This is a genomic window from Micromonospora sp. NPDC004704 (assembly GCF_053601675.1).
Genome location: NZ_JBSGCD010000013.1, coordinates 31,176 through 52,849, shown reverse-complemented (window position 1 = coordinate 52,849; position 21,674 = coordinate 31,176). Strand labels below are relative to the sequence as shown.

Genomic DNA, 21,674 nt, shown 5'->3' with positions numbered 1-21,674 from the left:
CCCCAATTGCGCGAGTCTTGTACGTTTCAAACCCGTGTCGTGTCCATCGTCATACCTGTCGATGGCTCGATTCCCGCATCTGCGTTCCGAATCAGTTACTGTCCGGGGTTGCCGGAGCGCCGTTTGCCTGCGCCCACTCGGCCATCTTGTCGGCCGCCATCGCCTGGTACATCGCCAGTGCCTTCTCCCGATCGGAGACCACGACCGACTCTCCGTCGATGGTGTCGCTACCGACGTTCGGACTGGTGAAGAAGCGCAGGTTCTCGCCGCGCAGGTTGCGGAACTCGACCGCCATGTCCACCAAGGAGAAACCCTCGTCCACGGTGACCGCGGCGGTGACCGACTTGAGGAACCCGTTCAGCTTCGCCGGGTTGGTCAGGGTCCCGGAACTGGCCGCCTTGTCCAGCAGCGCCTTCAGGAACTCCTGCTGGTGGCGCATCCGGGCGAAGTCGCCGTCCGGGAACTGCTTGCGCTGCCGGATCCAGTCGAGGGCCTCGGTGCCGTTCATGTGGTTGACGCCCTTGTTGAACTTGCGGAACGGCTTGTGGATCGAGGTGACGGTCCGCTCGACGGTCAGGTCCACCCCGCCGAGTGCGTCGGTGACCTCCTTGAAGCCGCCGAAGTCGATCGCCATCACGTGGTTGATCCGTACGTCGGTGACACACTCGACGGTCCGTACGGCCAGCGGCAGACCGCCGAACGCGAACGCACCGTTGATTTTCCCTCGCCCACCGCTACCGCACTCCGCCCCGGCCCCGTCCGGAATGGGCACGTATAGATCGCGGGGAATGGAGACGAGATAGGCCTCTTTGTGGTTGGCCGGTATGTGCATCACGATGATCGTGTCGGCCCGCCATTCGCTCGACTCGTCCACCGGCGCGTCGGGATCGCGGGAGTCGCTGCCCACCAGCAGGATGTTGAGCGCGCCGTTGACCGACTTCGGCCGGTCGCCGGTCAGCGCCGAGAACGGGTCGGTCCGGGCCAGGTCGTTGTCCAGCCCGCGTACGTAGATCCAGGTTCCGCCGGCCGCGATCAGGGCGAGTACGAGCACCGCGGCACCGGCGACCAGGGCGATCCGGCCCCAGCGCGGACGCGGGCCGGGGCGTACCGGCCCACTGGGCGGCACCGGTCCACCGGGTCCGGACGGTCCACCGGGTCCACCCGGTCCGACGGGTCCGGAGGGTCCACCGGCTCCTGGGCCGTACGCGGGGTCCTGCCGGCGCGGGGGTCTGCCGTAGGTGCGCCCGGTGCGACCGGGGTCGGACCCGGAGGCCGAGGCGCGCCCGGCGTTACCGCCGCCGGAACGCAGACGGGCGGTGGCGGGCAGGGGACCGACGGACGCGCTGGCTGACATGTGCATCAGGGTACGGAGGGATGCCAAGGGGCGCTGGGCAGCAACCGCCGGGCCGGTACGAATTCGACTGCTCCGGATCAGCCCAACCGGTGGCTGAAGTGCTCGATCGTACGACGGAGTCCCTCGGTGGGGGTGACGGTCGGCGCGTAGCCCAGCCGCTCGCGGGCCAGCGTCAGGTCCGGCCGGCGCATCTCCGGGTCGTCCGCGGTCCGGTTGACGTACGCCACCGAGGAACCACTCCCGGTCAGGCTCACGATCAGCTCGGCCAGCTCGGTCATCGTGACCTCGTGCTCGGTGCCGCAGTTGATCGGACCGGTCTCGGTCGAGTCGAGCAGCAGGAGGATGCCCCGGACCAGGTCGTCGACGTAGCAGATCGAACGGGTCTGGGTGCCGGTGCCGTGCACCGTGATCGGCTCGCCGCGCAGCGCCTGGGTGATGAAGGTCGGGATGGCCCGCCCGTCGTCCGGCCGCATCCGGGGCCCGTACGTGTTGAAGATCCGGACGATGCCCGCGTCGAGCCCGTGGAACCGGTGGTACGCCATGGTGGCCGCCTCGGAGAACCGCTTGGCCTCGTCGTAGACGCTGCGGATGCCCACCGGGTTCACGTTGCCCCAGTAGGTCTCCTGCTGCGGGTGCTCCTTGGGGTCGCCGTACGCCTCGGAGGTGGAGGCCATGACGAACCGGGCACCGTCGGCGACCGCCCGGTCGAGCAGGTGCAGTGTGGCGATGGAACCGACCCGCAGGATCTCGATCGGCAGGGAGGCGAAGTCGGTCGGGCTCGCCGGGGACGCCAGGTGCAGGATGGCGTCGAACCGCTCGGCGATTGCCGGCTCGTGCTGGGGCAGACCCTCGGAGACGTCGGCCTCGACCAGGGTGAACCGCGGGTGCTCGATCAGGTGGGCGACGTTCTCCTTCGACCCGGTGACGAAGTTGTCCACCGCGACGACCGTGCAACCACGGGCGATCAGCGCGTCGACCAGGTGAGACGGGACGAACCCAGCGCCTCCGGTGACGAGAATGCGGTGACCTTGTCCGAATCGCTGGGTTACCACCATGCCGCCAGCCTACCCAGGACGGCGATCTCCTGCGGGTGATGGGTGGGGCGCTGATGGCGATCTGAGACCGCTCGCACCGTTGTGTTATTGAGGGGTCGCTCAGGGTTGTTATAAACGTTTCGGTGCCGGGCAACCCGAGGGTCACCCGGCACCGAACCTGGTGCCGTACGGGTCAGTGCGCCCCGTGTCCGGTCAGAGCCCGGACCTCGAGCTCGGCGTACTTCTCCTCGTCGGTCTCCTTGGAGACGATCGTCCCGATCCAACCGGCCAGGAAGCCGAGCGGGATCGAGATGATGCCCGGGTTGGACAGCGGGAACCACTGCCAGTCGTGGTCCGGGAACATCGAGGTCGCCGCGCCGGAGACCACCGGCGAGAAGAACACCAGCACCACGGCGCTGATCAGACCGCCGTAGATCGCCCAGACCGCACCGGACGTGTTGAACCTCTTCCAGAACAGGCTGTAGAGGATGGCCGGCAGGTTTCCGGACGCCGCGACCGCGAACGCCAGCGCCACCAGGAAGGCGACGTTGAGGTTCTGCGCGAAGATGGACAGTGCGATGGAGATCGCGCCGATCACGAACGCCGAGATCCGGGCGACCCGGACCTCCTGCCGCTCCGACGCCTCGCCCCGCTTGATCACGTTGGCGTAGAAGTCGTGCGCCAGGCTCGACGAGGACGCCAGCGTGAGGCCGGCGACCACGGCGAGGATGGTGGCGAAGGCGACCGCGGCGATGATCGCGAGCAGGGTGGCCCCGCCGAGATCACTGCCGAAGAGGTCGGCCCCGAGCGCCTGCGCGAGCTGCGGCGCGGCGGTGTTGCCGGCCTTGTCCTGCGCGGTGATCGCCTCCCCGCCCACCAGGGCCGCCGCGCCGAAGCCGAGGGCCAGGGTGAACAGGTAGAAGGTGCCGATGATGCCGATCGCCCAGAGCACGCTCTTGCGGGCCGCCTTCGCGGTCGGCACGGTGTAGAACCGGATCAGGATGTGCGGCAGGCCGGCGGTGCCGAGCACCAGGGCGATGCCGAGCGAGAGCAGGTCGACCTTGTTGTAGAAGGTCTGGGTGGCGTTGCCGGCCACCTCCACGCCGTACCGGAGTCCCGGTTCGAGGAACGCGTCCCCCTTGCCGGAGGTCGCCGCCGCGTCGCCGAGCAGGGCGGAGAGGTTGAACTTGTAGTGCGCCAGCACCAGCAGGGTCATCACCAGCGCACCGCTCATCAGCAGGAACGCCTTGACGATCTGCACGTACGTGGTGCCCTTCATGCCACCCACGGTCACGTAGATGATCATCAGAGCGCCGACCATGATGATGGTCGCGATCTTCGCGGCGTCGGCGTCCATGCCCAGGAACGTCGTCCCCGGCCGGATCCCCAGCAGCAGCGCGACCAGTGCACCCGCGCCGACCATCTGGGCCAGCAGGTAGAAGATCGACACGGTGATGGTGGAGACCGCGGCGGCGGTACGGACCGGCCGTTGCCGCATCCGGAACGCCAGCACGTCCGCCATCGTGTACCGGCCGGAGTTACGCAGCAGCTCGGCCACCAGCAGCAGCGCGACCAGCCACGCGACCAGGAAACCGATCGAGTAGAGGAAGCCGTCGTAGCCGTACAGGGCGATGATGCCGGCGATGCCCAGGAACGAGGCCGCCGACATGTAGTCGCCGCCGATGGCCATGCCGTTCTGGAAACCGGTGAACGAACGGCCACCGGCGTAGAAGTCGGTGGCGGTCTTGGTCTGCCGGCTGGCCCAGATGGTGATGGCGAGGGTGGCCGCGACGAAGACCAGGAACAGCGTGATGGTGAGCGTACGGGCGGTGTTGTCCCCGGCCGCAGCGGCGAACACGGTGGGCATCAGGAATCGGCCCCCTTGTCGAGGTCTTCCCGGATCTTGTCCGCTACCGGGTCGAGCTTGCGATCGGCGTAGCGCGAGTAGAGCCACGCGATCAGGAACGTGGAGACGAACTGGAGCAGCCCGAAGACGAGCGCCACGTTGATGTTGCTGCCGAACAACTTGGTGCTCATGAAGCCGCGTGCGTACGCGGAGAGGATCACGTAGAGCGCGTACCAGAGGAAGAACGCCACCGTCATCGGGAAGACGAAGCCGCGCAGCGCCTTGCGGAGCCCGCTGAATTCGTCCGACTGTTGTATTGCGACGTACCGATCCGGCGCGCTCGCCGGTGCGGGAGCATCCGTGGACATGGAAGTCACCACCTTCGCAGGTGTGGGGGATTTGCGCGCACCGTAAGGACCCGGCCGACCTGCCGGAAAGCGGTGCGAGGGCCCCTGCGGGCGGCTGCGCCGAACGGGCTACTGGCTGCGCCGAGTGACCCCGGTCACGTCGCTCAACGGCGGGCCCGTCGCCCTGCCGTCGGCCGTCCGCGCCGCCCGTGCCGTCAGTCGGCCAGGCCCCGGTAGCGACCCCGGTGGTACACCATCGGCACGCTCTCGCCGACCACCTCGACCACCTCGATGGTGGCCTCCACCAGCAGGGACCAGCCGAACTCGCGGAAGCCGTCCAGGCGGCACCCCATGTACGCCCCGGCGTCCGCCGGCACCGGGCCGTACCCGGTGGAGGTCCAGTCACCGGTGGCGAAGAGCCCGCCCGGCGCGGGGAAGAGGCCGGCGAACCGGTCGGCGAGCTGCCGGTGCGCCGGGCCGAGGGTGGCGACCGCGAACCGCCCGGTCGCCGACGCCGAGGTCCAGAACTCCGACTCCTCGTCCACCAGGCCGAGCAGCCGGCCCGGCTCGCCGTCGGCCACCAGGGTCGAGGAGACGGTCAGCCCGGCCGGCGGGACCTGATCACCACCGGCCGTCCAGAGGGTCACCGCCATGGCCAGCCGGCCACGCATCCGGCGTACGGGCGACCGGTCGGTCTCGGGCGTGGCGAACGGGTCGGTGTCGTGGATCCGGGCACCCGGTTCTTGATTCACGTGAAACACCCCGCAGTGGTCACCTGTCCGCTCACCGGCACATTGTCCCCGGTCACCGGCGCGGGGTGATCGCGACCAGCAGTTCCGGCATCCGCCGGTCGAGCACGTCACCGGCGAGGTGGATGCCGAGGGCTAGCGCGCCGAGGCCGTACCCCAGCCCGACCGGCAGCGCCAGCCAGAGCCACACCCCGCCGAGCAGGGCGGTGGCCAGCACCATCGGCAGGGCGAGGACCGACCCGATCAACATCGCCAGCAGCACCTGGGCGCTCTTCGCCACCCCGGCGCCGCTGTTCATGGCGAACGGGTTCGTGCTGTCCGGCACGGCGTACGGGCTCAGGATCGAGACGTACAGGGTGACCGCCAGGCCGCTCCCGTACGCCGCGAAGAGCGACCCGGCCAGGACACCGACCCACTCCGGTTCACGCAGGAAGAACGCCAGGATGGTGGCGATCACCAGCAGCATCGGACCGACGTAGAGCGAGAACGCGACCACCCGCGCCCGCAGCTCCAGCCGCCCCGGCACCCCCGCGATCACGTTCGCCGCGTACGCGCTGCCGTCCCAGCCGAACTGGTTCGCCGGGGTGACCGCCGCGACCACGCCGACGAAGACCATCGACAGGCTGACCAGGACCGGGGACGCGTTCAACTCGGTCGGCCCGGAGAGCAGGCCGTGGCTGCCCACGTTCACCGACACCGGCACGAAGATGCCGACCACGGCGAAGGTGATCAGGCTGGCCCGTCGCCGGGTGTCCCGCCACCAGTACCGGGCCTCCCGGGCCACGAGTGCGCCGTACCGGTCGTGCGGAAGCCAGCCGAGAATCCTCGGGAAGAGCTGCGCGCTCGATCCGCCGCCGGCCGCCGGCTGGGACTGCGCCGCCCGGTCGCCGTTGGCCGTACCGAGCATCGCCGCCTCCAGCGAGGCCGACCACCAGCGCAGCAGCGCGCCGACGGTCGCGGCGATGATCAGCAACTTCACCGGTACGGCCCAGGCCCGCCCGTCGGCAACGTCCAAACCGATCGTGTACGGCGCCGCCAGCGGGGTCCAGCTCAACACCCGGGCGAAACCGGCCAGCCGATCCCAGTCCGCCCCCTCGACCGCGCTGAGCAACCCGATCTGCAACGGCCCGAGCAGGGCGGCGCAGACCGCGAGCAGGATCGCGGCCAGGTCGCGTACCTTCCGCGACCGGAGCATGTTGGCGAACGCGCTGGTCACCGCGCGGCTGGCGGTGACGCAGAGCAGCAATCCGGCGAGGACACCGACCCCGGCGACGAGCCCCGCGTCCCAACCGCCGAGCGCCCACCCGGTCAGCACCACACCACCCGTGGCGAGCAGCGCCGCCACCGCCGGCACCCCGGTCAGCGCGGCGGCGAGCAGACCGGTGAGCAGGGTGCGCCGGGAGAGCGGGAGCAGGGCGAACCGGGCCGGGTCGAGGGTCTCGTCCACCCCGAAGAAGATCAGCGGCAGCAGCAGCCAGCCGATCACGAGGAGGGAGCCACCGAAGGCGGCGGTGATGCCGGCCATCTGCCGGTTCTCCACCAGGCCGGGCAGGGCGAGGAGCAGGAAACCGGACGCGGCGAACCAGCCGCCGATCAGGACACCGCTGAGGAAGATCGCGATCCGCCAGCCCTGGCCCCGGAAGCTGTTGGCCATCATCCGCAGCTTCAACCGGACGAAGTGCCGGGCCGAGACGGGACGTACGCCGGTCACCGCACCCTCGGCACTCAGAGCCACGCCAGTTCCTCCCCGGTGGCCGTACGCCCGCCGACGACCTCGACGAACACGTCCTCCAGGGAGCGGTCGCCGCGTACCTGGGCCAGGGTGCCGACCCGTTTGATGGTGCCGTCGGCGAGGATCGCGACGTGGCTGCAGAGCCGCTCCACCACCTCCATCACGTGACTGGAGAAGACGACCGTGCCGCCACCGGCGACGTACCGCTGGAGGATGTCGCGGATCAGGGCGGCGGAGACCGGGTCGACCGCCTCGAACGGCTCGTCCAGGACCAGCAGGCGCGGCCCGTGCAGCAGAGCGCAGGCCAGGCCGATTTTCTTCTTCATGCCGGCCGAGTAGTCGACCACCAGGGTCCGCCCGGCGTCCGCCAGCGCGAGTACGTCCAACAGCTCACCGGCCCGCTGGTCGACCACCGCGGGCTCCATCCCCCGGAGCAACCCGTGGTACGCCAGCAGCTCCGCCCCGCTGAGCCGGTCGAACAGCCGTACGCCGTCGGGCAGCACGCCGAGGAGCTGCTTGGCGCGTACCGGGTCGGCCCAGACGTCGTGGCCGAGCACCCAGGCCGCACCCGTGTCGGGCCGGAGCAACCCGACCGCCATGGAGAGGGTGGTGGTCTTGCCGGCACCGTTCGGGCCGAGCAGCCCGTAGAACGACCCGGCCGGCACTTCGAGATCAACCCTGGCCACGGCGACCTTGGCATCGAACCGCTTGCCCAGCCCGCGCAGCGCGAGAGCGGCGTGCTCAGCCCCGATCATTCCTTGACGGTAGTCGCTCGGAGCGCCGAATCGTGCCCGTGCCGTGCCGATCTGTCACCATGCTCGATCGGTCCGGGGCTGACTCTCGGTACCGGCCGACGTTCGGTCGGGGCTAATGCCCGGTGCGGGCGAGCAGGTACGAGCTGCCCCGGTAGCTACGCGCAAGCCAGGTCCACAAGCCCGACGGGGGAAGATAGGCCCACGGGATTTCGGTCAGGTGTGCACCGATCGCCCGGAACTGGTCGGCCGCCGCCGACCGCTCCCCGGCCAGCACCAGCGCCATCGCGAACTCGTTGTGCACCCGCGCCCAACCCGGCCGCCGTACGTAGTCCGGGTGCCGGACGCTGTGGTCGAGCGCCTCGCGCAGCTCGGCGCGTACCTCCGGTTTGCGGAAGTGGTGAGTGTTGAGGCGGAAATCGACCCGTCGGTTTCCGCCGGTACGCATCCACGATTCGAGGTGCGCCATGGCGACCAGGCTGCCCAACGGGCTACCGGCCGGCGCCCGGCTCGCCGACTCCCGGGCGAACGCGAACATCTCCGCGTCCGAGCCGCCCCACTTGGTGCAGAGCTGTTGCAGCATTTGCTGGTGGGCGCGCAGATGCCCCGGGTGGCGGGAGACGACCTCGGTGAACCGCCGACGGGTCTCGTCCACGCCGAACTGGAGGCCACGGCTGGTGATCAGCAGGGCGTACCAGGCGGTGACGTTGTCCGGGTCCTTGAGGACAACGTCGGCGAGGGTGTCCTCGGCGATGTTGAGGCGTTCGAAGAACAGTTTCCAGCGGTCGCGGGTCACGTGCTCGGCGCCGTACCCCGTCCTGGCCTTCCACGCCAGGATCGTCATCCGGTACCCGTGAAGCACCAACGCGGTGGCGTCGTACGGCTCGTCGCGGATAACGGCGGCCAGCCACTTCTCCACACCCGGCACACAGGACACGACGTAGGTGTAGAACGACCTGTCGTCGAGATCGGTGACGGTGTCGAACAGGTCCCGTACCGTCGGCCAGTCACCCCGCTTGGCGGCGGCGGCCAGCCGGCGGGCGACCGGGTCCCCCTGGGCGGGATCGACGTAGACGCCGAGCGCCCGTCGTAGCAACGCCGACATGCAGACTCCCGAGCACGGTGGGGCAAGGTGCAGCGCGACGTTACTGCAGCGTCCGCGCCTTCCGACGCGCCCCCTGCCCCGCTGTACGACCCTGATCCGTCCGTCTTGTGGTTCCGTCCATGGCGACCACCGACCGGTGTCGACGATCTTGCACTTGTGGTGCCATGGTTTGCGGCATTGAGCCGTTTTGGGTACAGCCACAACTGCAAGATCGTGCGCTGCCAGGTGCGGGGGAGGCTGATTGCCGGCTGAAGGGCGGCGTGGAACAGGGCTCAGCAGCCGAGGGTCGATGAGCCTCTGGTTACGGCCGTTCACCTACCGATATGCGGCTATACGTTCTCGGGTGTTGATGGCGAGCGGATCTTTGGCGTACGGCTTCACTGACAGCATCGCGTCGACCCGCTCAAGCCGTTTGCGGATCCAGGAGATCCGTCGATCCTCGGGGAGGTCGAGGATCGGGTTCAGTGATTCGACCGACGATTCCAGGTCACCGAGCTGCAAAGATGCCGTGGCCGCGTAGATGTGGGCCAACGCCTCGTCGCCCAGGGCCCGATCGGTCGACTCGGCCACCGCCCACAGGGCGAGCGCTTGATCGGCACCCGCCCGAGCGCGTCTGGCGTCCGCCTCGGTGTCGAGCCATACGAGTACCGAGCCCGAGTAGTAATGCTGTTTCGCCTGGCTGAACGCGAAAAGGCCAGGAAGGTCGTCCGACTCATGGGCACGATCACGAGCGTCGACCGCCGCGCCCAGAGCGGCTCGCGCCGCCGGGCCGTTGCCCATGTTCGCGTGGCACTGTGCCACCCCACCCAGTAGGCGCACCCGGGACGTTCCGCTCGTGGCGTACCGGAGTCCGTCTTCTGCGTAGGAGAGCGCACGGGGGAAATCACTGGAAAAGCGGGCGATCAGTGACTGGGTGCCACGTACCCATGCCCGAAGTGGATCGGAGCCGGCCGACTCGGCCGCGTGCCATGCTGCCTCCGCGTGGGTCATGGCGCTCGCAGAGTCGTTCAGGTCCAGGGCGGCGTAGGAGATGACTCCGGATAGGTAACCCGCGTAGAGAACGGCATCGGCCAGTTCCGTCGGCCGGTTGAGCCGTCCGCCGTGCAGAGCGCTGATTGCTCGGCGGCGAAGAGCACCCGCGTGGTCGAGCATGTCGCCCGGCCGCGAGGACAGGTACGCGACGGCCAGGCGATGCGTTTCAGCGGCCATTTCACCCACCATGTCCGATGGGGAAATCCCACACAGCATGTCGGTCAGCTTGGCGGACTCGCGTGCAGCCAGGTCGCCTGCGTCAGCGGGGAGGCTGACGAGGTAGCCACGCCCGGAGAGCGCCTCGTCGAGCACTGCCGCGATATCGGGTGTGGGTGGGCGAAGGTCGCGTTCGATCCGGCTCAGGTGTCCGGGATCGATGTGTGTGGAGCGTGCGAGGGTACGCAACGTCATCCCGGTTTGCTCGGCGCGGAGGCGACGCACTGCCGCTCCGAACGTCTCGCGCATCAGATCTCCCAGGCTGTTGCCAGTGTGCTCAGGCATCACGCGGCCACTTCCGAGCGTATGCCTCGCCACACCAGAGTGTCATCAGCGGGACCGTTCGGCATCACCGGCAAGTGTGACCGGGCGGAACTGCGGGGCCGCCCGTCGTCCTCCCCACCCACATCCGGCAACGGGGCGGCCCCTTCCACGAGAGAGAGGACATTCGCTGTGTATGACGCAGACAACGATCAGCCGATGACACCCGCCCCGCCCTCACGAGAACCGAACCCTGATCTGTTGGCGGTGCCCGCGACGCGACCTCGGACGCGCAACGGCGGGCGGTTCTCCGTTCCGACACCGCTGGGACCGGGCGGCAACGTCAGGGCGAGACTGCGTGATCAGGTTCCGCGCAACCCGACGGGCTGACGGTGGGCGAGTCATCGACTCAACCTGACCGGATCGGGTTGGTCAAGGTCACCGTCAATCTCACCCCGACGGCCAACGAAGCGCTGATCGAACTGGCGACGGAACAGCGGATGAGCAGGACGGACGCGATCAACCGTGCGCTGCTGGTAGCCACGATGCTGCACAACGTCGCACCGGGCAGGCGTTTCTCGATCACCCCGGCGGGCGGCACCCCGGTGGAGATCTACCTTGTCTGAGACGGAGGACAGGTGAGCGATGATGACGGCGCCCTGGGCGCACCACACCGACCCGGCGACGACTGGCGTTGCAAGGACGACGAGGAGGAGTGGCCCTGCCAGGTCTTCCGTCGACGGATGTGGACTCTGTACCGCAACGACCGAGATCGGTTGGTCAGGTTCATGGCACATTTCCGCGACAAGGCGGCTCCCGTACTGACCGACCTCACCGGGGAGCAGACCGACGCTAGGTTCATCGGCTGGATCCGCGATCCTCTCGTGCGCCGCCGGACGAGATCAATCTGAATCCGGGGCGTGCCTCCGGGTGATGTGGGAGCGGTCTCGCGCCGCCATTCGTTGTCGATCTTGTACTTGTGGTGCCACCGATTGCGGCATTAACCCGCTTTGCGTACAGCCACAACTGCAAGATCGCGCGGACAGGGGCGGGCGGGACGGGGGCGGGACGGGGGCGGGACGGGGGCGGAGTTAGAGGCGGAGGGCTTCTGGGGCGTGTAGGCGGAGCATGGTGGCGCCGACATCGACGGGGGTGCGGCGGCGGGTGGCCATGGAGACGGCGACCATGACCGTGAACGCCAGGGGTACGGTCCACGCGGCGGGCTGGGCGATCAGGGTTGCCGGCCAGCCGGTCAGCTCGGGGCCGACCACGGTGACCAGGACTGCCAGGATCGAGGCGCCGCCACCGGCGAGGATGCCGGCCGCCGCGCCCAGGTCGGTCAGTCCCCGCCACCAGATGCCGAGCACCAGCAGTGGGCAGAAACTCGACGCGGCGACCGCGAACGCCAGCCCCACCACCTGCGACACGTCCAGCCCCGACACGTTCAGCGCGAGCACCAGCGGTACCACCCCGGCGAGCAGGGTGGCCAGGCGGAAGTCGCGTACGGAGCCTCGGCCGAGGACGTCGGTGGAGATGACCCCGGCGACGCTGGTGAGCAGGCCGGACGAGGTGGACAGGAACGCCGCGAACGCGCCCGCGGCGACCAGGGCGGCGAGCAGTTGCCCGGTCAGGCCGCCACCGAGCGCCGCACCGGGCAGCATCACCACCACCGCGTCGGTCTGCCCGGACAGCAGCAGCTGTGGGGTGTAGATCCGGCCGAGGACGCCGTACAGGGTGGGTAGCAGGTAGAACATGCCGACCAGGGCGAGGACCACCAGCGTGGTCCGGCGGGCGGCGGCTCCGTCCGGGTTCGTGTAGAAACGCACGAGTACGTGCGGGAGCCCCATCGTGCCCAGGAACGTCGCCAGGATCAGCGAGTACGTGGCGAACAGGTCCCGGTCGTCGCTACCGGCGGCGCTCGGCAGCAGCCAGTCCGGTCCGTCGGTGACCACACCCGACACCTCCGGCACCGGGTCACCGGCCGCGAAGGTCAGCTCGTCGCCGGGGCGTACCGCTCGGGTTCCACCGTCGGGCAGGGTGAGGGTCGCCGGCTCCTCGACCACGACGGTGATCGCGGACCGGAAGGTCGGCCCGTCGGGCGGCGTCACCGCCGGCCGCCCGTCGGACTGCCACTGCAACGCCAGGAAGATCACCGGTACGGCGAGCGCGGTCAGCTTCAGCCAGTACTGGAACGCCTGCACGAAGGTGACCGCGCGCATCCCGCCCAGCGCCACGTTGGTCGTCACCACCGCCCCCACCAGCAGCGCACCCAGCTCGTACGGGCCACCGGCGACCGTGGTCAGGGTCAGGCCGGCGCCCTGCAACTGTGGTACCAGGTACAGCCAGCCGATGAAGATCACAAAGAGGGTCGCGAGTTTGCGCAGCCAGCGGGAGCCGAGCCGGACCTCGCAGAAGTCCGGCAGGGTGAACGCACCGGACCGGCGCAGCGGGGCCGCCACGAACAGCAGCAGGGCCAGGTAGCCGGCGGCGAAGCCGACCGGGTACCAGAGGACGTCGACGCCGTACTTCAGGATCAGGCCGGCGATGCCGAGGAAGGATGCCGCCGACAGGTACTCGCCGCCGATCGCCGCCGCGTTCCAGTTCGGACTGACCGTACGCGACGCGACCAGGAAGTCCGAGGTCGTCCGGGCCAGTTTGAGCCCGTAGAACCCGATCGCGACGGTGATCAGGGTGACCGCGACGATCGACGGCACCAGGTACGGGTTCGCCACCTCAGCGCTCCGGTCGCTGGACCAGGTTGGTGAACTCCTGCTCGTTGCGTTCCGCCAGGTGCACGTACGCCCAGCCCACCCCGACCAGGAACGGGAACGCGCCGACACCGAGCAGCAACCAGGGCAGGTTCACCCCGAACAGCTTCACCTCACCGGCCGCCGGAGCGAGCGCGAACATCAACGGCAGGCCGCCGAGCCCGATCGCGACGACCAGGGACAGCCGGAGGGCGAGCGCCAGTTGGGCGCGCACGAGTCCGCGTACGAGTGCCTCGCCGACCCGGGTCTGCTCGGTCAGCTCGGTCCGGGTACGCGCCGGCCCGTGACCGTGCCGGGACACCTCGGCCAGCACGATCCGGGACCGAGGCGTGACGGTCGGCGCCGCCGGATCGGGGGACGGATCGATGGGAGCGGCCACCCCGGCAGTCTCACCCCCCGCAGCCGATTGTCAAGTGCCCGCCCGCCCCCGCCCCGCCCCCGTGCGCCCCGCGCCCGTGTCGCCGATCTAGGGCAAATACAGGTGAGTTGATCTCTGAACACACGTATTTGCCCTAGATCGACGAGGAGAGGCGAGGAGAGGCGAGGAGAGGCGAGGAGAGGCGTGGAGAGGCGTGGCAAGGGCGTGGCGAGGAGGGGTGGTGGGAGAGGAGAGGGCGGGTGGTCAGGGTTTGTCGGAGCAGGTGCCGTACTGCTGGCCGGGGCCGACGACCGGGTCCGCGCGCAGGAGTTTCCACGCGGTGGAGCGGCCGAGGTTCGCGCCCCGCCAGTCGTCGGGATGGTCCGTCAGGTTCTGCGCGATCTCCCTGAGCGCGCAGTCGCGCAGCGGGCCGGGGAGCTTGTCGAGTGCCGGGACGGCGTCGGCGGAGAGCCGGGACAGGTAGTCGAGGTCGACCCGTCCGCTGGTGGCGTGCCGGTCGACGTTGCGTTCGGCGATCAGCCGGTCCGGGTTCGCCACGGCCAGGCCGAGCAGCGCCAGCACCGCCGTACCGACCACCACTCGGGGCAGCCAGGTTGCGCGCAGGCGTACCCCGGCGACCAGGATGAGTACGAAGATCGCCCCGAGCCACAGCTCGCACGCGGCCACCAGCAGGCGGAGCCGGGTCGCCCCGTACGCGTGGGTGTAGACGTTCATCCGGTACAGCGCGGAGGCGACCACAACCAGGCTGAACAGGGCGAGTACGCCGAGCAGGCCCCGGATCAGCCAACGCTGCGCCGGTTTGCCCCGAGGTGCCCACCGGATCGCCCCGGCGATCACCATCAGGGTCAGCACGGTGACCGCCAGCAGTTGCCAGAAGCCGCCCCGGGCATGATCGGCGTAGGTCAGTCCGGCGGTGTCCTGCACGTGCGCGGAACCGCCGAACAGGTTCGTGAGCTGCACCAGCACAAACGCCGCGAAGAGTACGTCGAGCAGGGCGACCGGTACCGCCCACTCCGTACCCCGCAGGCGGTGCCGGGAGGGCCGCTCCAACCCGGTCAGGTCCGGCGGCGCGGCCAGCACGTACGCCGCTCCCAGCAGCCCGCCGCCGACCGCCAGCCCCACGAAGATCCACCGGAACACGGTTCCGGCCGAGAACTCCGGGAGCAGCCCGTCGATCAGGTCGGCGAACGCCGCGTCCGCCGAGGCGAACAGGGCGCCGAAGACGACCAGCAGGCCGACCGAGACCCCTGCGGTGGCGAACCCCCGGCTGAGGCTGGAGCGGCCCGTCCGGTCCGCCTGGCGCAGCCCGCGTCGCGCCCATGGCACCGACCGGAAGAACGCCTCGGGTGCGATCACGACGGAGAAGAACAGGCCGGACAGGGTGCGGCCGTTGGCCACCGCCAGGCACGCGGTCAGTCCGGCCGTGAGCAGACAGAGTACGAACAGCCACCCGGCCGCCCGTACCGTGCCGACCCCGACCAGGGCCACCGTCGCCGCCAGCCAGACGAGCCGGGTCACGCCCAGCGGCGCCCTGCCCACCCGCCCCGCCCCGGCCGAAGCGGTACGGTCCGGCATCCCCGTGTTGCCGGACCGTACCGGGTCTGTGCCACCGACGCCGGCCTCGCCAGCGGGTACGCCAGCCGGGCGAGCGGGTACGCCGGCCGGGCCGGGCTCGGCCGGCTTGCCGACCGAACTGGCCGCAGGAACCGGGCTCGGGCGCACCGCGTTCTGGCTCGCCCGGTCAGGGTTGGGCGCGCTCTGTCCCGCCCGGTCCGGGTTAGCCGCGAGCCCGCTCGCCTCGGCCGCACTCGGCCGGGCCAGATTCGGGCCGGCGTTCGGTTCGGTCGCGTTCGGTTCGGTCGCGTTCGGGGACGGGCTCGGATGGGTCGCGCCCGGCTCGGTCGCGCTTGGGTGGGTCGGGCTCGGGTGGGTCGCGTTCGGCTCGGGCGGGCTGGGCAGACTCGTGGTCGCCCGGCTGAATGCGGCGATGCCCAGCGATACCGTGCCCGCCACCACGGCGACGAGCCAGCCGACCCCGGCCCGGTCCAGCGGGATGCTGACGGCGGCGATGACCGCCGCCACGGCCGTCGCGGCAAGCACCGCCTGCGGTGCGCCTCCCGCCGGTCCCGGCCAACGCCGCTGCCACATCGAGGGCGGTGGGGGCACGAGCGGTGGCTGCGCCGGAACCGGCCAGTGGGGACCCGTGGGCGGCCACCCGGTCGCCGGCGGACGTTGCGCTGCCACGTGCGGCACCCGCGCGGGTGCCGCAGGCTGCTGCCCGGCTGGTGCCGGCTGCTGAGGCGCAACCTGACCCGCGGCCTGTGCCGGAGCGGGACCCTGACCCGCGGCCTGTGCCGGAGCGGGACCCGTCGCCTGTGCCGGAGCCGCTGCTGGTGCGGCGATGGGTTCCCGAGGCTGGTGCGGATTGGATGACGGTTCCGGTTCGGGTACCGGACCGGGAACTGGACGTGCGGACATGGTTCCTCCGAAGGCACGCGGATCCGACCGGCCGGTCCGCCCGCCAGTCGTACGCGGGGCGGGGCAGCCGGTGGTGCGGAAAGGGTTCAGGGGCCGGTGGAGACCGATGGCTGGGTGAGCCCGAGTGGCAGGCTCACCCGGATCCGGCAACCGGTGTTCCGGCGGTTGCCGGCAGTCGGCGCAGGTTCCGCCACCGCGATGGTGCCGCCGTGCATCTCGACCACCCAGCGGGCGATGGCCAGGCCGAGTCCGGTGCCGCCGTCACCGGCCCGCTCGCCCCGGGTGAACCGTTCGAAGACCCGAGAGCGTTCCCCCACCGGGATCCCCTCGCCCTCGTCGGTCACCTCGACGTCGAGCCGGTCGGCCCGCTGCACCGCGCTGACGAGTACGTTTCCGCCGGCTGGACTGTGCCGGGCCGCGTTGTCGAGCAGGTTCGCGAAGACCTGGTGCAGCCGCCACGGGTCGGCCTTGATGCTCAGCGGCACGGCTGGTTGGCGTACCCGGAAATCGACCGTCCGCCCGGCGCCGGTCGCGCTCGCCGCGGCCAGCCGGACCGCCTCGTCGAGGAAGTCCGCGACGTCGATGTTGACCCGGCGCAGCGGGACCACCCCGGCGTCCAGCCGGGACAGGTCCAGTAGGTCGGCGACCAGGTGGCCGAGGCGTTCGGTCTGCGCCAGGGCGGTACGCAGGGTCGCCGGCTCCGGTTCGGCCACCCCGTCCACGATGTTCTCCAGCACCCCCTGCAACGCGGTGATCGGCGTACGCAGCTCGTGCGACACGTTGGCGATCAGCTCGCGCCGCCGCCGGTCGGCCTCGGCCAGCTCCGCCGACATCTGGTTGAACGCGACCGCCAGCTCGCCGACCTCGTCCCGCGAGGTGGCCCGGACCCGCCTGGAGTAGTCACCCCGGGCCATCGCCCGTGCTCCGGCGGTCATCTCCCGCAGCGGCGAGGTCATCCCGTGGGCGAGGACCTGCGAGGTGGCCAGGGCGATGATGATGGCGGTCACCGAGGTCCACGGCGGGATCCAGCCGATGCCGATCCGAAAGACGACCAGGGCGGCGGCGCCCGAGGACACCAGCAGTATCCCGAGCTTCACCTTGATCGAGCGGACCGGATCAAGCGGGCGGGGCAGCAGGTCGAGTCCCCGGTTGACCCACGTCCAGATCGTCTCCGTCACGGGAGTACCTCCAGCGCGTAGCCGACGCCGTGCACGGTCCGGATGAGATCCGAGCCGAGCTTGCGGCGCAGCGCCTTGATGTGGCTGTCCACGGTCCGGGTGCCGGACGCGTCGGCCCACCCCCAGACGTCGGAGAGCAGCCGCTCCCGGGGCAGTACGGTCCGTGGCCGCCCGGCGAGGTGGACCAGGAGGTCGAACTCGGTCGGGGTCAGGTGGGCCTCCACCCCGGCGCGCCGTACCCGCCGTTCGGCCTGGTTGATCTCCAGGTCGCCGAGCCGGAGGATCTGCTGGGCGTTGCTCGCCGCCCTGTCCACCCGGCGGAGCAGAGCGTGCACCCGAGCCGCCAGTTCCCGCAGCGAGAACGGCTTGGTCAGGTAGTCGTCGGCCCCGACCGCGAGCCCGACCAGCAGGTCGGTCTCGTCGTCGCGGGCGGTCAGCATCAGCACCGGCACCGGGCGGTCGACCTGGATCCGGCGGCACACCTCCAGCCCGTCGAACCCCGGCAACATCACGTCGAGCACCACCAGATCCGGTGGGCGCATCCGGACCGACTCGACCGCGGACGGACCGTCACCGGCGATCTCGACGGCAAAACCCTCCGCCCTCAACCGCGCGGCAACCGCCTCCGCGATCGTCTGCTCGTCCTCGACGACCAGGACCCGACGTTCGTTCATGTCCTGGACTGTAGGCATGCGGGATGGAGAGGGATGGGGCAGGTTGTGAATAACCTGTGGAGAACGAGCTTCGCCTGTGGATAACCGGTCAGCGGTTCCAGTCCTGCTTCGCCGCCCGCACGAGTTTGTCCTTCAGCTCGCGGGTGTGGCGGCGGCTGACCGGCAGTTCGGTGCCGTCGACCACGACCACGTACCCGGAGTTTGCCAGCCGGAGTTCGGCGATGAGCCGGAGCTGGACCAGGTACGAGCGGTGGATCCGGACGAAACCGGCGTCGGCCCAGCGTTCGGCCAGGGTGGCCAGCGGGACCCGGACCAGGTGCGAGGCGTCCGCCGTGTAGAGCCGGGCGTAGTCGCCCTGCGCCTCCACCCAACGCACCGCCGACCGGGGCAGCATCCTGGTTGTACCGGCCAACTCCACCGGGATGGTCGGATCCTCCTCGGCTCGGGCCATCGCCGCCGGATGGGCGGGCACCACCCGGGCGCCGATCACCCGACGCAGCGACTCGGCCAGCCGCTCGGCGCGTACGGGCTTGCGGACGTAGTCGGTCACGCCCAGGTCGAAGGCGTCCACCGCGCCGTCGTCGTACGCGGTGACGAAGACGATCGCCGGAGGTCGGGCGAACCGCCGTAGCACCCTGGCCAGCTCCATCCCGTCCAGCCCCGGCATCCGGATGTCGAGGAAGACCACGTCGACGTCCGCGTCCCGGAGCACCCGTAGCGCCTCGGTCGCGTCGCACGCGGTGTGCAGCCGGGCCACCCGGGGGTCGGCCCGCAGGTGGTACGCGAGTTCGTCCAGCGCGGGCGGCTCGTCGTCGACCGCCAGCACCCGCAGGAAACCGTTCACACCCCCACCCCTTCCCGCCCGTTCACGTACGCGCTCGGACCTGTCGGTGGAACTTCGGCACCCGCATGCTCACCTTCGTACCCGATCCGAGCCCGGTCTCCACCACCAGGCCGAACCCGTCCCCGAACGCCGACCGGAGTCGTTCGTCCACGTTGGAGAGTCCCACGTGCTGGCCCGAGTCGTCGGCGCTGTCCCGGGCCGCCTCGGCGATCCCCTGGGCGAGCACCGCCGGATCCATTCCCACCCCGTCGTCCTCCACCGTGATGTGGCACTCCGCGCCCGCGTCACGCGCCTCGATGCTGACCATCCCCAGCCCCGGCTTGCGGGACAGGCCGTGCCGTACGGCGTTCTCGACCAGCGGTTGCAGGCAGAGGAACGGCACGCTCACCGGCAGGACCTCGGGCGCGATCTCCAGCCGGACCTGGAGCCGGTCACCGAAGCGTGCGCGCTCGATCGTGAGGTAACGGTCGATGGAGCGCAACTCCTCGGCGAGCGTGGTGAACTCGCCGTGCGCCCGGAACGAGTACCGGGTGAACTCGGCGAACTCCAGGATCAGCTCCCGGGCCCGCTCCGGATCCGTACGCACGAACGAGCCGATCGCGGTCAGCGCGTTGTAGATGAAGTGCGGGCTGATCTGTGCCCGCAGCGCGCGTACCTCCGCGCGGGCCAGCCGCTCCCGCGACGAGTCCAGCTCGGCGAGCGCGAGCTGTGCACTCGCCCAGTGGGCCGTCTCCAGCGTCGCCTGGACCAGACCCGGCGCCGGTTGGTCGTCCGCGATCGCCACCAGCACCCCGAGGGCCCGGCCGTCCGACCCGGTCAGCGGCGCCACCACCGCACCCCGGATCGGGCAGTCGACCCGGTCGCAGCGCAACTCCGACTCGCCGAGCACCGTCGACCGGTTCGCCCCGATCGCCCGCTCCGCGGCGGTGACGTACTGGGCGCCGTGGTGGCCGCCCCGACCGTCGATCGCGAGCACCTCACTGTCGTCGACCAGCGCCAACCCGGCCGCCCCGACGAGGGCACGCAGGTGCCGTACGGCCTTTGCCGCGCTCGCCGGGTTCAGGCCCGCGCGTAACGGCTCGGCCGCGAGCCCGGCCGTGTGCAACACGTCGTACGTCGCCAACTGGGTCGCGGTCGCGATGCCCCGCCGGGCGCGCAGCCGGAGCACCGCGAACAGGGCGGCGCCGAGCGCACTCACCAGCGCGACGACCGCAAGCACAGCAGAGAGGTTCGGCCCCACGGACAGATCCTGTCCGACCCGCCCCAAAAGCGAAACCCGCCCTGGTCCGGCTAGTACGCGCCCTTGCGGGCCAGGACCACGCCGATGGTCCGCCAGAGGATGCTCAGGTCGTAGGCGAGGGACCAGTTGTCGACGTAGTAGAGGTCGAGGCGTACGGCTTCGTCCCAGGACAGGTCCGATCGGCCGGAGACCTGCCAGAGGCCGGTCATGCCGGGGCGGACGAGCAGTCTGCGGCGTACGTCGCCGAGGAAGTCGCCGTCGTCGGCCGGGAGCGGACGCGGGCCGACCAGGGACATTTCGCCCTTGAGTACGTTGATGAGCTGCGGCAGCTCGTCCAGGGAGCTGGCCCGCAGGAACCGGCCGACGGGGAAGACCCGGGGGTCCTCCTTGATCTTGAAGAGCATGCCGTCGGTCTCGTTCTGGTCGACCAGTCCGGCGAGGCGGTCCTCCGCGTCGACGTACATGGTCCGGAACTTCCAGACCCGGAAGGTGCGGCCCTCGTGCCCGACCCTCGGCTGGCGGAAGAAGACCGGGCCGGGGTCGGAGATCCGGATGGCGAGCGCGATCGCGATGAACAGCGGGGAGAGCAGGAGCAGCCCCAGCCCGGCGGCGACCCGGTCGAGCAGGTTCTTCGCGAGCAGCGCCGGACCGGAGAGGGTGGGCTCCTCGACGTGCAGCAGCGGCAGGCCCTCGATCGGCCGGATGTGCACCCGGGGACCGGCGATGTCGGTCAACTGCGGGGCGACCACCAGGTCGATGCCGGAGCCCTCCAGCTGCCAGGCGAGCCGGCGCAGTTCGCCCGGTTCCCAACTGGCCGAGCCGCAGACCGCGATCGTGTCGCCGGCGACCTCGCGGACCAGCGCCAGCACGTCGCGCCCGGCGTAGACCGGCACCGGGGTCTCCATTCCCCGGGCGGCGGCGTAACCGTCGGTGAGGTGGATCGCGACCGGGATCAGCCCGGCGGCCGGGCTGCGGGTGACCGCGGTGTAGACCTCGAGCGCCTCCGGGAGGGTGCCGACCAGCACCATCCGGTGCGCGGCGTGTCCGCTGCGCCGCCGCATCGTGTGCAGTACAAAACGCGCCAGCAATCGGAAGATCAGGATGAACAGCAGTGCGCCGAGTACCGCCGTGGCGACGGAGAGTCGGGACAGTTTCGTCACGGTCGCGAAGGCGAGGAACGAAACGCTCGCCGCGACCACGATGCCGGCCCGTACGACGCGTTTGAACTCCTCGGTGCCGATGCCGAGATAGCGCCGGTCATAGGCACGGTTGCCCCACAGCACCAGCAGCCAACCGAGCGGCAGTAACAGGTACGTCACCGTGTGGAACCAGGTGGCGTCGACGTCCGCGCCGTTGAAACCGGAGGTGGCCTTCTCGAACCGCTGGATCGACACCCAGCTCGCCAACGCGGCCGCGCCGAAGTCCAGCAGGAGCAGGATCAGGATGTACGGACGGTGCCACCGCGAGACCCGCCGGCTGACCTTGGCCCAGGCGGAACGGGGTACGCCGTTCGGTGGCGGAGTCGCCGGCAGCTGGATCTCGAAGCTGTCGACGTGTCGTACCGGGCCATTCCGGCCAGTGCCAGTTACCGGGCGCTGGAGGCTTGTCGTCACCTCACCTACGTCCTCCCGTGTGACACGTGCCGCCCATTCGCCGAAAGGGCTCGGGTCGCCCACCGTCTCAGT

General features: G+C 70.3%; 19 protein-coding genes. 2 read left to right on the top strand and 17 right to left on the bottom strand.

Annotation, left to right across the window (positions count from 1 at the left end):
- Nucleotides 1-91: 91 nt before the first annotated feature.
- From ACWEFB_RS19480 to ACWEFB_RS19440, 9 genes are all read right to left on the bottom strand, one after another.
- Nucleotides 92-1,354, bottom strand: coding sequence for an LCP family protein (locus ACWEFB_RS19480; protein ID WP_452287218.1), 1,263 nt, complete (start codon nucleotides 1,352-1,354; stop codon nucleotides 92-94).
- A gap of 77 nt (nucleotides 1,355-1,431) precedes the next feature.
- Complete coding sequence (locus ACWEFB_RS19475; protein ID WP_326561782.1) at nucleotides 1,432-2,409, bottom strand: NAD-dependent epimerase/dehydratase family protein; 978 nt, start codon at nucleotides 2,407-2,409, stop codon at nucleotides 1,432-1,434.
- 172 nt (nucleotides 2,410-2,581) lie between these two features.
- Nucleotides 2,582-4,255, bottom strand: coding sequence for a solute symporter family protein (locus ACWEFB_RS19470; RefSeq protein WP_326561781.1), 1,674 nt, complete (start codon nucleotides 4,253-4,255; stop codon nucleotides 2,582-2,584).
- Entirely contained in the window at nucleotides 4,255-4,602 is a 348-nt protein-coding gene (locus tag ACWEFB_RS19465) for a DUF485 domain-containing protein (RefSeq protein ID WP_452287215.1), read from the bottom strand. Before ACWEFB_RS19465 ends, ACWEFB_RS19470 begins: the two co-directional genes overlap by 1 nt.
- A 194-nt stretch (nucleotides 4,603-4,796) precedes the next feature.
- A complete protein-coding gene (locus ACWEFB_RS19460; RefSeq protein ID WP_452287214.1) occupies nucleotides 4,797-5,342 on the bottom strand; it encodes a flavin reductase family protein in 546 nt (181 codons plus the stop codon).
- A gap of 43 nt (nucleotides 5,343-5,385) precedes the next feature.
- Entirely contained in the window at nucleotides 5,386-7,065 is a 1,680-nt protein-coding gene (locus ACWEFB_RS19455) for an ABC transporter permease (protein ID WP_452287212.1), read from the bottom strand.
- On the bottom strand, nucleotides 7,056-7,814 hold the full coding sequence (locus tag ACWEFB_RS19450) for an ABC transporter ATP-binding protein (protein ID WP_326563084.1): 759 nt from the start codon (nucleotides 7,812-7,814) through the stop codon (nucleotides 7,056-7,058). Before ACWEFB_RS19450 ends, ACWEFB_RS19455 begins: the two co-directional genes overlap by 10 nt.
- Before the next feature lie 115 nt (nucleotides 7,815-7,929).
- A complete protein-coding gene (locus ACWEFB_RS19445; RefSeq protein WP_452287210.1) occupies nucleotides 7,930-8,919 on the bottom strand; it encodes a hypothetical protein in 990 nt (329 codons plus the stop codon).
- Between the two features lie 315 nt (nucleotides 8,920-9,234).
- Nucleotides 9,235-10,416 carry a helix-turn-helix domain-containing protein gene (locus ACWEFB_RS19440; RefSeq protein WP_452287208.1) on the bottom strand — a complete coding sequence of 394 codons (1,182 nt, stop codon included), beginning with the start codon at nucleotides 10,414-10,416 and terminating at the stop codon, nucleotides 9,235-9,237.
- A gap of 512 nt (nucleotides 10,417-10,928) precedes the next feature.
- On the opposite strand from ACWEFB_RS19440, the gene ACWEFB_RS19435 reads away from it, so the two are divergent.
- Nucleotides 10,929-11,054 (top strand): hypothetical protein, encoded by a 126-nt coding sequence (locus ACWEFB_RS19435; protein ID WP_452287206.1) that lies wholly within the window; start codon nucleotides 10,929-10,931, stop codon nucleotides 11,052-11,054.
- A gap of 12 nt (nucleotides 11,055-11,066) precedes the next feature.
- A complete protein-coding gene (locus ACWEFB_RS19430) occupies nucleotides 11,067-11,339 on the top strand; it encodes a hypothetical protein (protein ID WP_452287204.1) in 273 nt (90 codons plus the stop codon).
- A 180-nt stretch (nucleotides 11,340-11,519) separates the two neighbouring features.
- Here ACWEFB_RS19430 and ACWEFB_RS19425 read toward each other — a convergent pair whose 3' ends face one another.
- The 8 genes from ACWEFB_RS19425 to ACWEFB_RS19390 all read right to left on the bottom strand — a co-directional run bounded on the left by ACWEFB_RS19425 (nucleotide 11,520) and on the right by ACWEFB_RS19390 (nucleotide 21,602).
- Nucleotides 11,520-13,160 (bottom strand): sodium/solute symporter, encoded by a 1,641-nt coding sequence (locus ACWEFB_RS19425; RefSeq protein WP_452287202.1) that lies wholly within the window; start codon nucleotides 13,158-13,160, stop codon nucleotides 11,520-11,522.
- Nucleotide 13,161: 1 nt separating this feature from the next.
- Complete coding sequence (locus ACWEFB_RS19420; RefSeq protein ID WP_452287200.1) at nucleotides 13,162-13,575, bottom strand: hypothetical protein; 414 nt, start codon at nucleotides 13,573-13,575, stop codon at nucleotides 13,162-13,164.
- A 243-nt stretch (nucleotides 13,576-13,818) separates the two neighbouring features.
- On the bottom strand, nucleotides 13,819-15,741 hold the full coding sequence (locus ACWEFB_RS19415; RefSeq protein ID WP_452287198.1) for a DUF4153 domain-containing protein: 1,923 nt from the start codon (nucleotides 15,739-15,741) through the stop codon (nucleotides 13,819-13,821).
- A gap of 398 nt (nucleotides 15,742-16,139) precedes the next feature.
- A complete protein-coding gene (locus tag ACWEFB_RS19410) occupies nucleotides 16,140-17,231 on the bottom strand; it encodes a HAMP domain-containing sensor histidine kinase (RefSeq protein WP_452287196.1) in 1,092 nt (363 codons plus the stop codon).
- Nucleotides 17,228-17,905 carry a response regulator transcription factor gene (locus ACWEFB_RS19405; RefSeq protein WP_452287194.1) on the bottom strand — a complete coding sequence of 226 codons (678 nt, stop codon included), beginning with the start codon at nucleotides 17,903-17,905 and terminating at the stop codon, nucleotides 17,228-17,230. The genes ACWEFB_RS19410 and ACWEFB_RS19405 overlap by 4 nt, the downstream gene beginning before the upstream one ends.
- Before the next feature lie 88 nt (nucleotides 17,906-17,993).
- Nucleotides 17,994-18,749 (bottom strand): LytR/AlgR family response regulator transcription factor, encoded by a 756-nt coding sequence (locus ACWEFB_RS19400; RefSeq protein ID WP_326561767.1) that lies wholly within the window; start codon nucleotides 18,747-18,749, stop codon nucleotides 17,994-17,996.
- Nucleotides 18,750-18,771: 22 nt separating this feature from the next.
- Nucleotides 18,772-19,989, bottom strand: coding sequence for a sensor histidine kinase (locus ACWEFB_RS19395; protein ID WP_326561766.1), 1,218 nt, complete (start codon nucleotides 19,987-19,989; stop codon nucleotides 18,772-18,774).
- Between the two features lie 50 nt (nucleotides 19,990-20,039).
- Nucleotides 20,040-21,602, bottom strand: coding sequence for a sugar transferase (locus tag ACWEFB_RS19390; RefSeq protein ID WP_452287191.1), 1,563 nt, complete (start codon nucleotides 21,600-21,602; stop codon nucleotides 20,040-20,042).
- Nucleotides 21,603-21,674 lie beyond the last annotated feature (72 nt).

Coding starts and splice junctions, on each gene's coding strand:
- ACWEFB_RS19480 (WP_452287218.1), bottom strand. CDS start 1,354: ATGTCAGCCAGCGCGTCCGTCGGTCCCCTGCCCGCCACCGCCCGTCTG.
- ACWEFB_RS19475 (WP_326561782.1), bottom strand. CDS start 2,409: ATGGTGGTAACCCAGCGATTCGGACAAGGTCACCGCATTCTCGTCACC.
- ACWEFB_RS19470 (WP_326561781.1), bottom strand. CDS start 4,255: ATGCCCACCGTGTTCGCCGCTGCGGCCGGGGACAACACCGCCCGTACG.
- ACWEFB_RS19465 (WP_452287215.1), bottom strand. CDS start 4,602: ATGTCCACGGATGCTCCCGCACCGGCGAGCGCGCCGGATCGGTACGTC.
- ACWEFB_RS19445 (WP_452287210.1), bottom strand. CDS start 8,919: ATGTCGGCGTTGCTACGACGGGCGCTCGGCGTCTACGTCGATCCCGCC.
- ACWEFB_RS19440 (WP_452287208.1), bottom strand. CDS start 10,416: ATGCGCGAGACGTTCGGAGCGGCAGTGCGTCGCCTCCGCGCCGAGCAA.
- ACWEFB_RS19435 (WP_452287206.1), top strand. CDS start 10,929: ATGAGCAGGACGGACGCGATCAACCGTGCGCTGCTGGTAGCCACGATG.
- ACWEFB_RS19405 (WP_452287194.1), bottom strand. CDS start 17,905: ATGAACGAACGTCGGGTCCTGGTCGTCGAGGACGAGCAGACGATCGCG.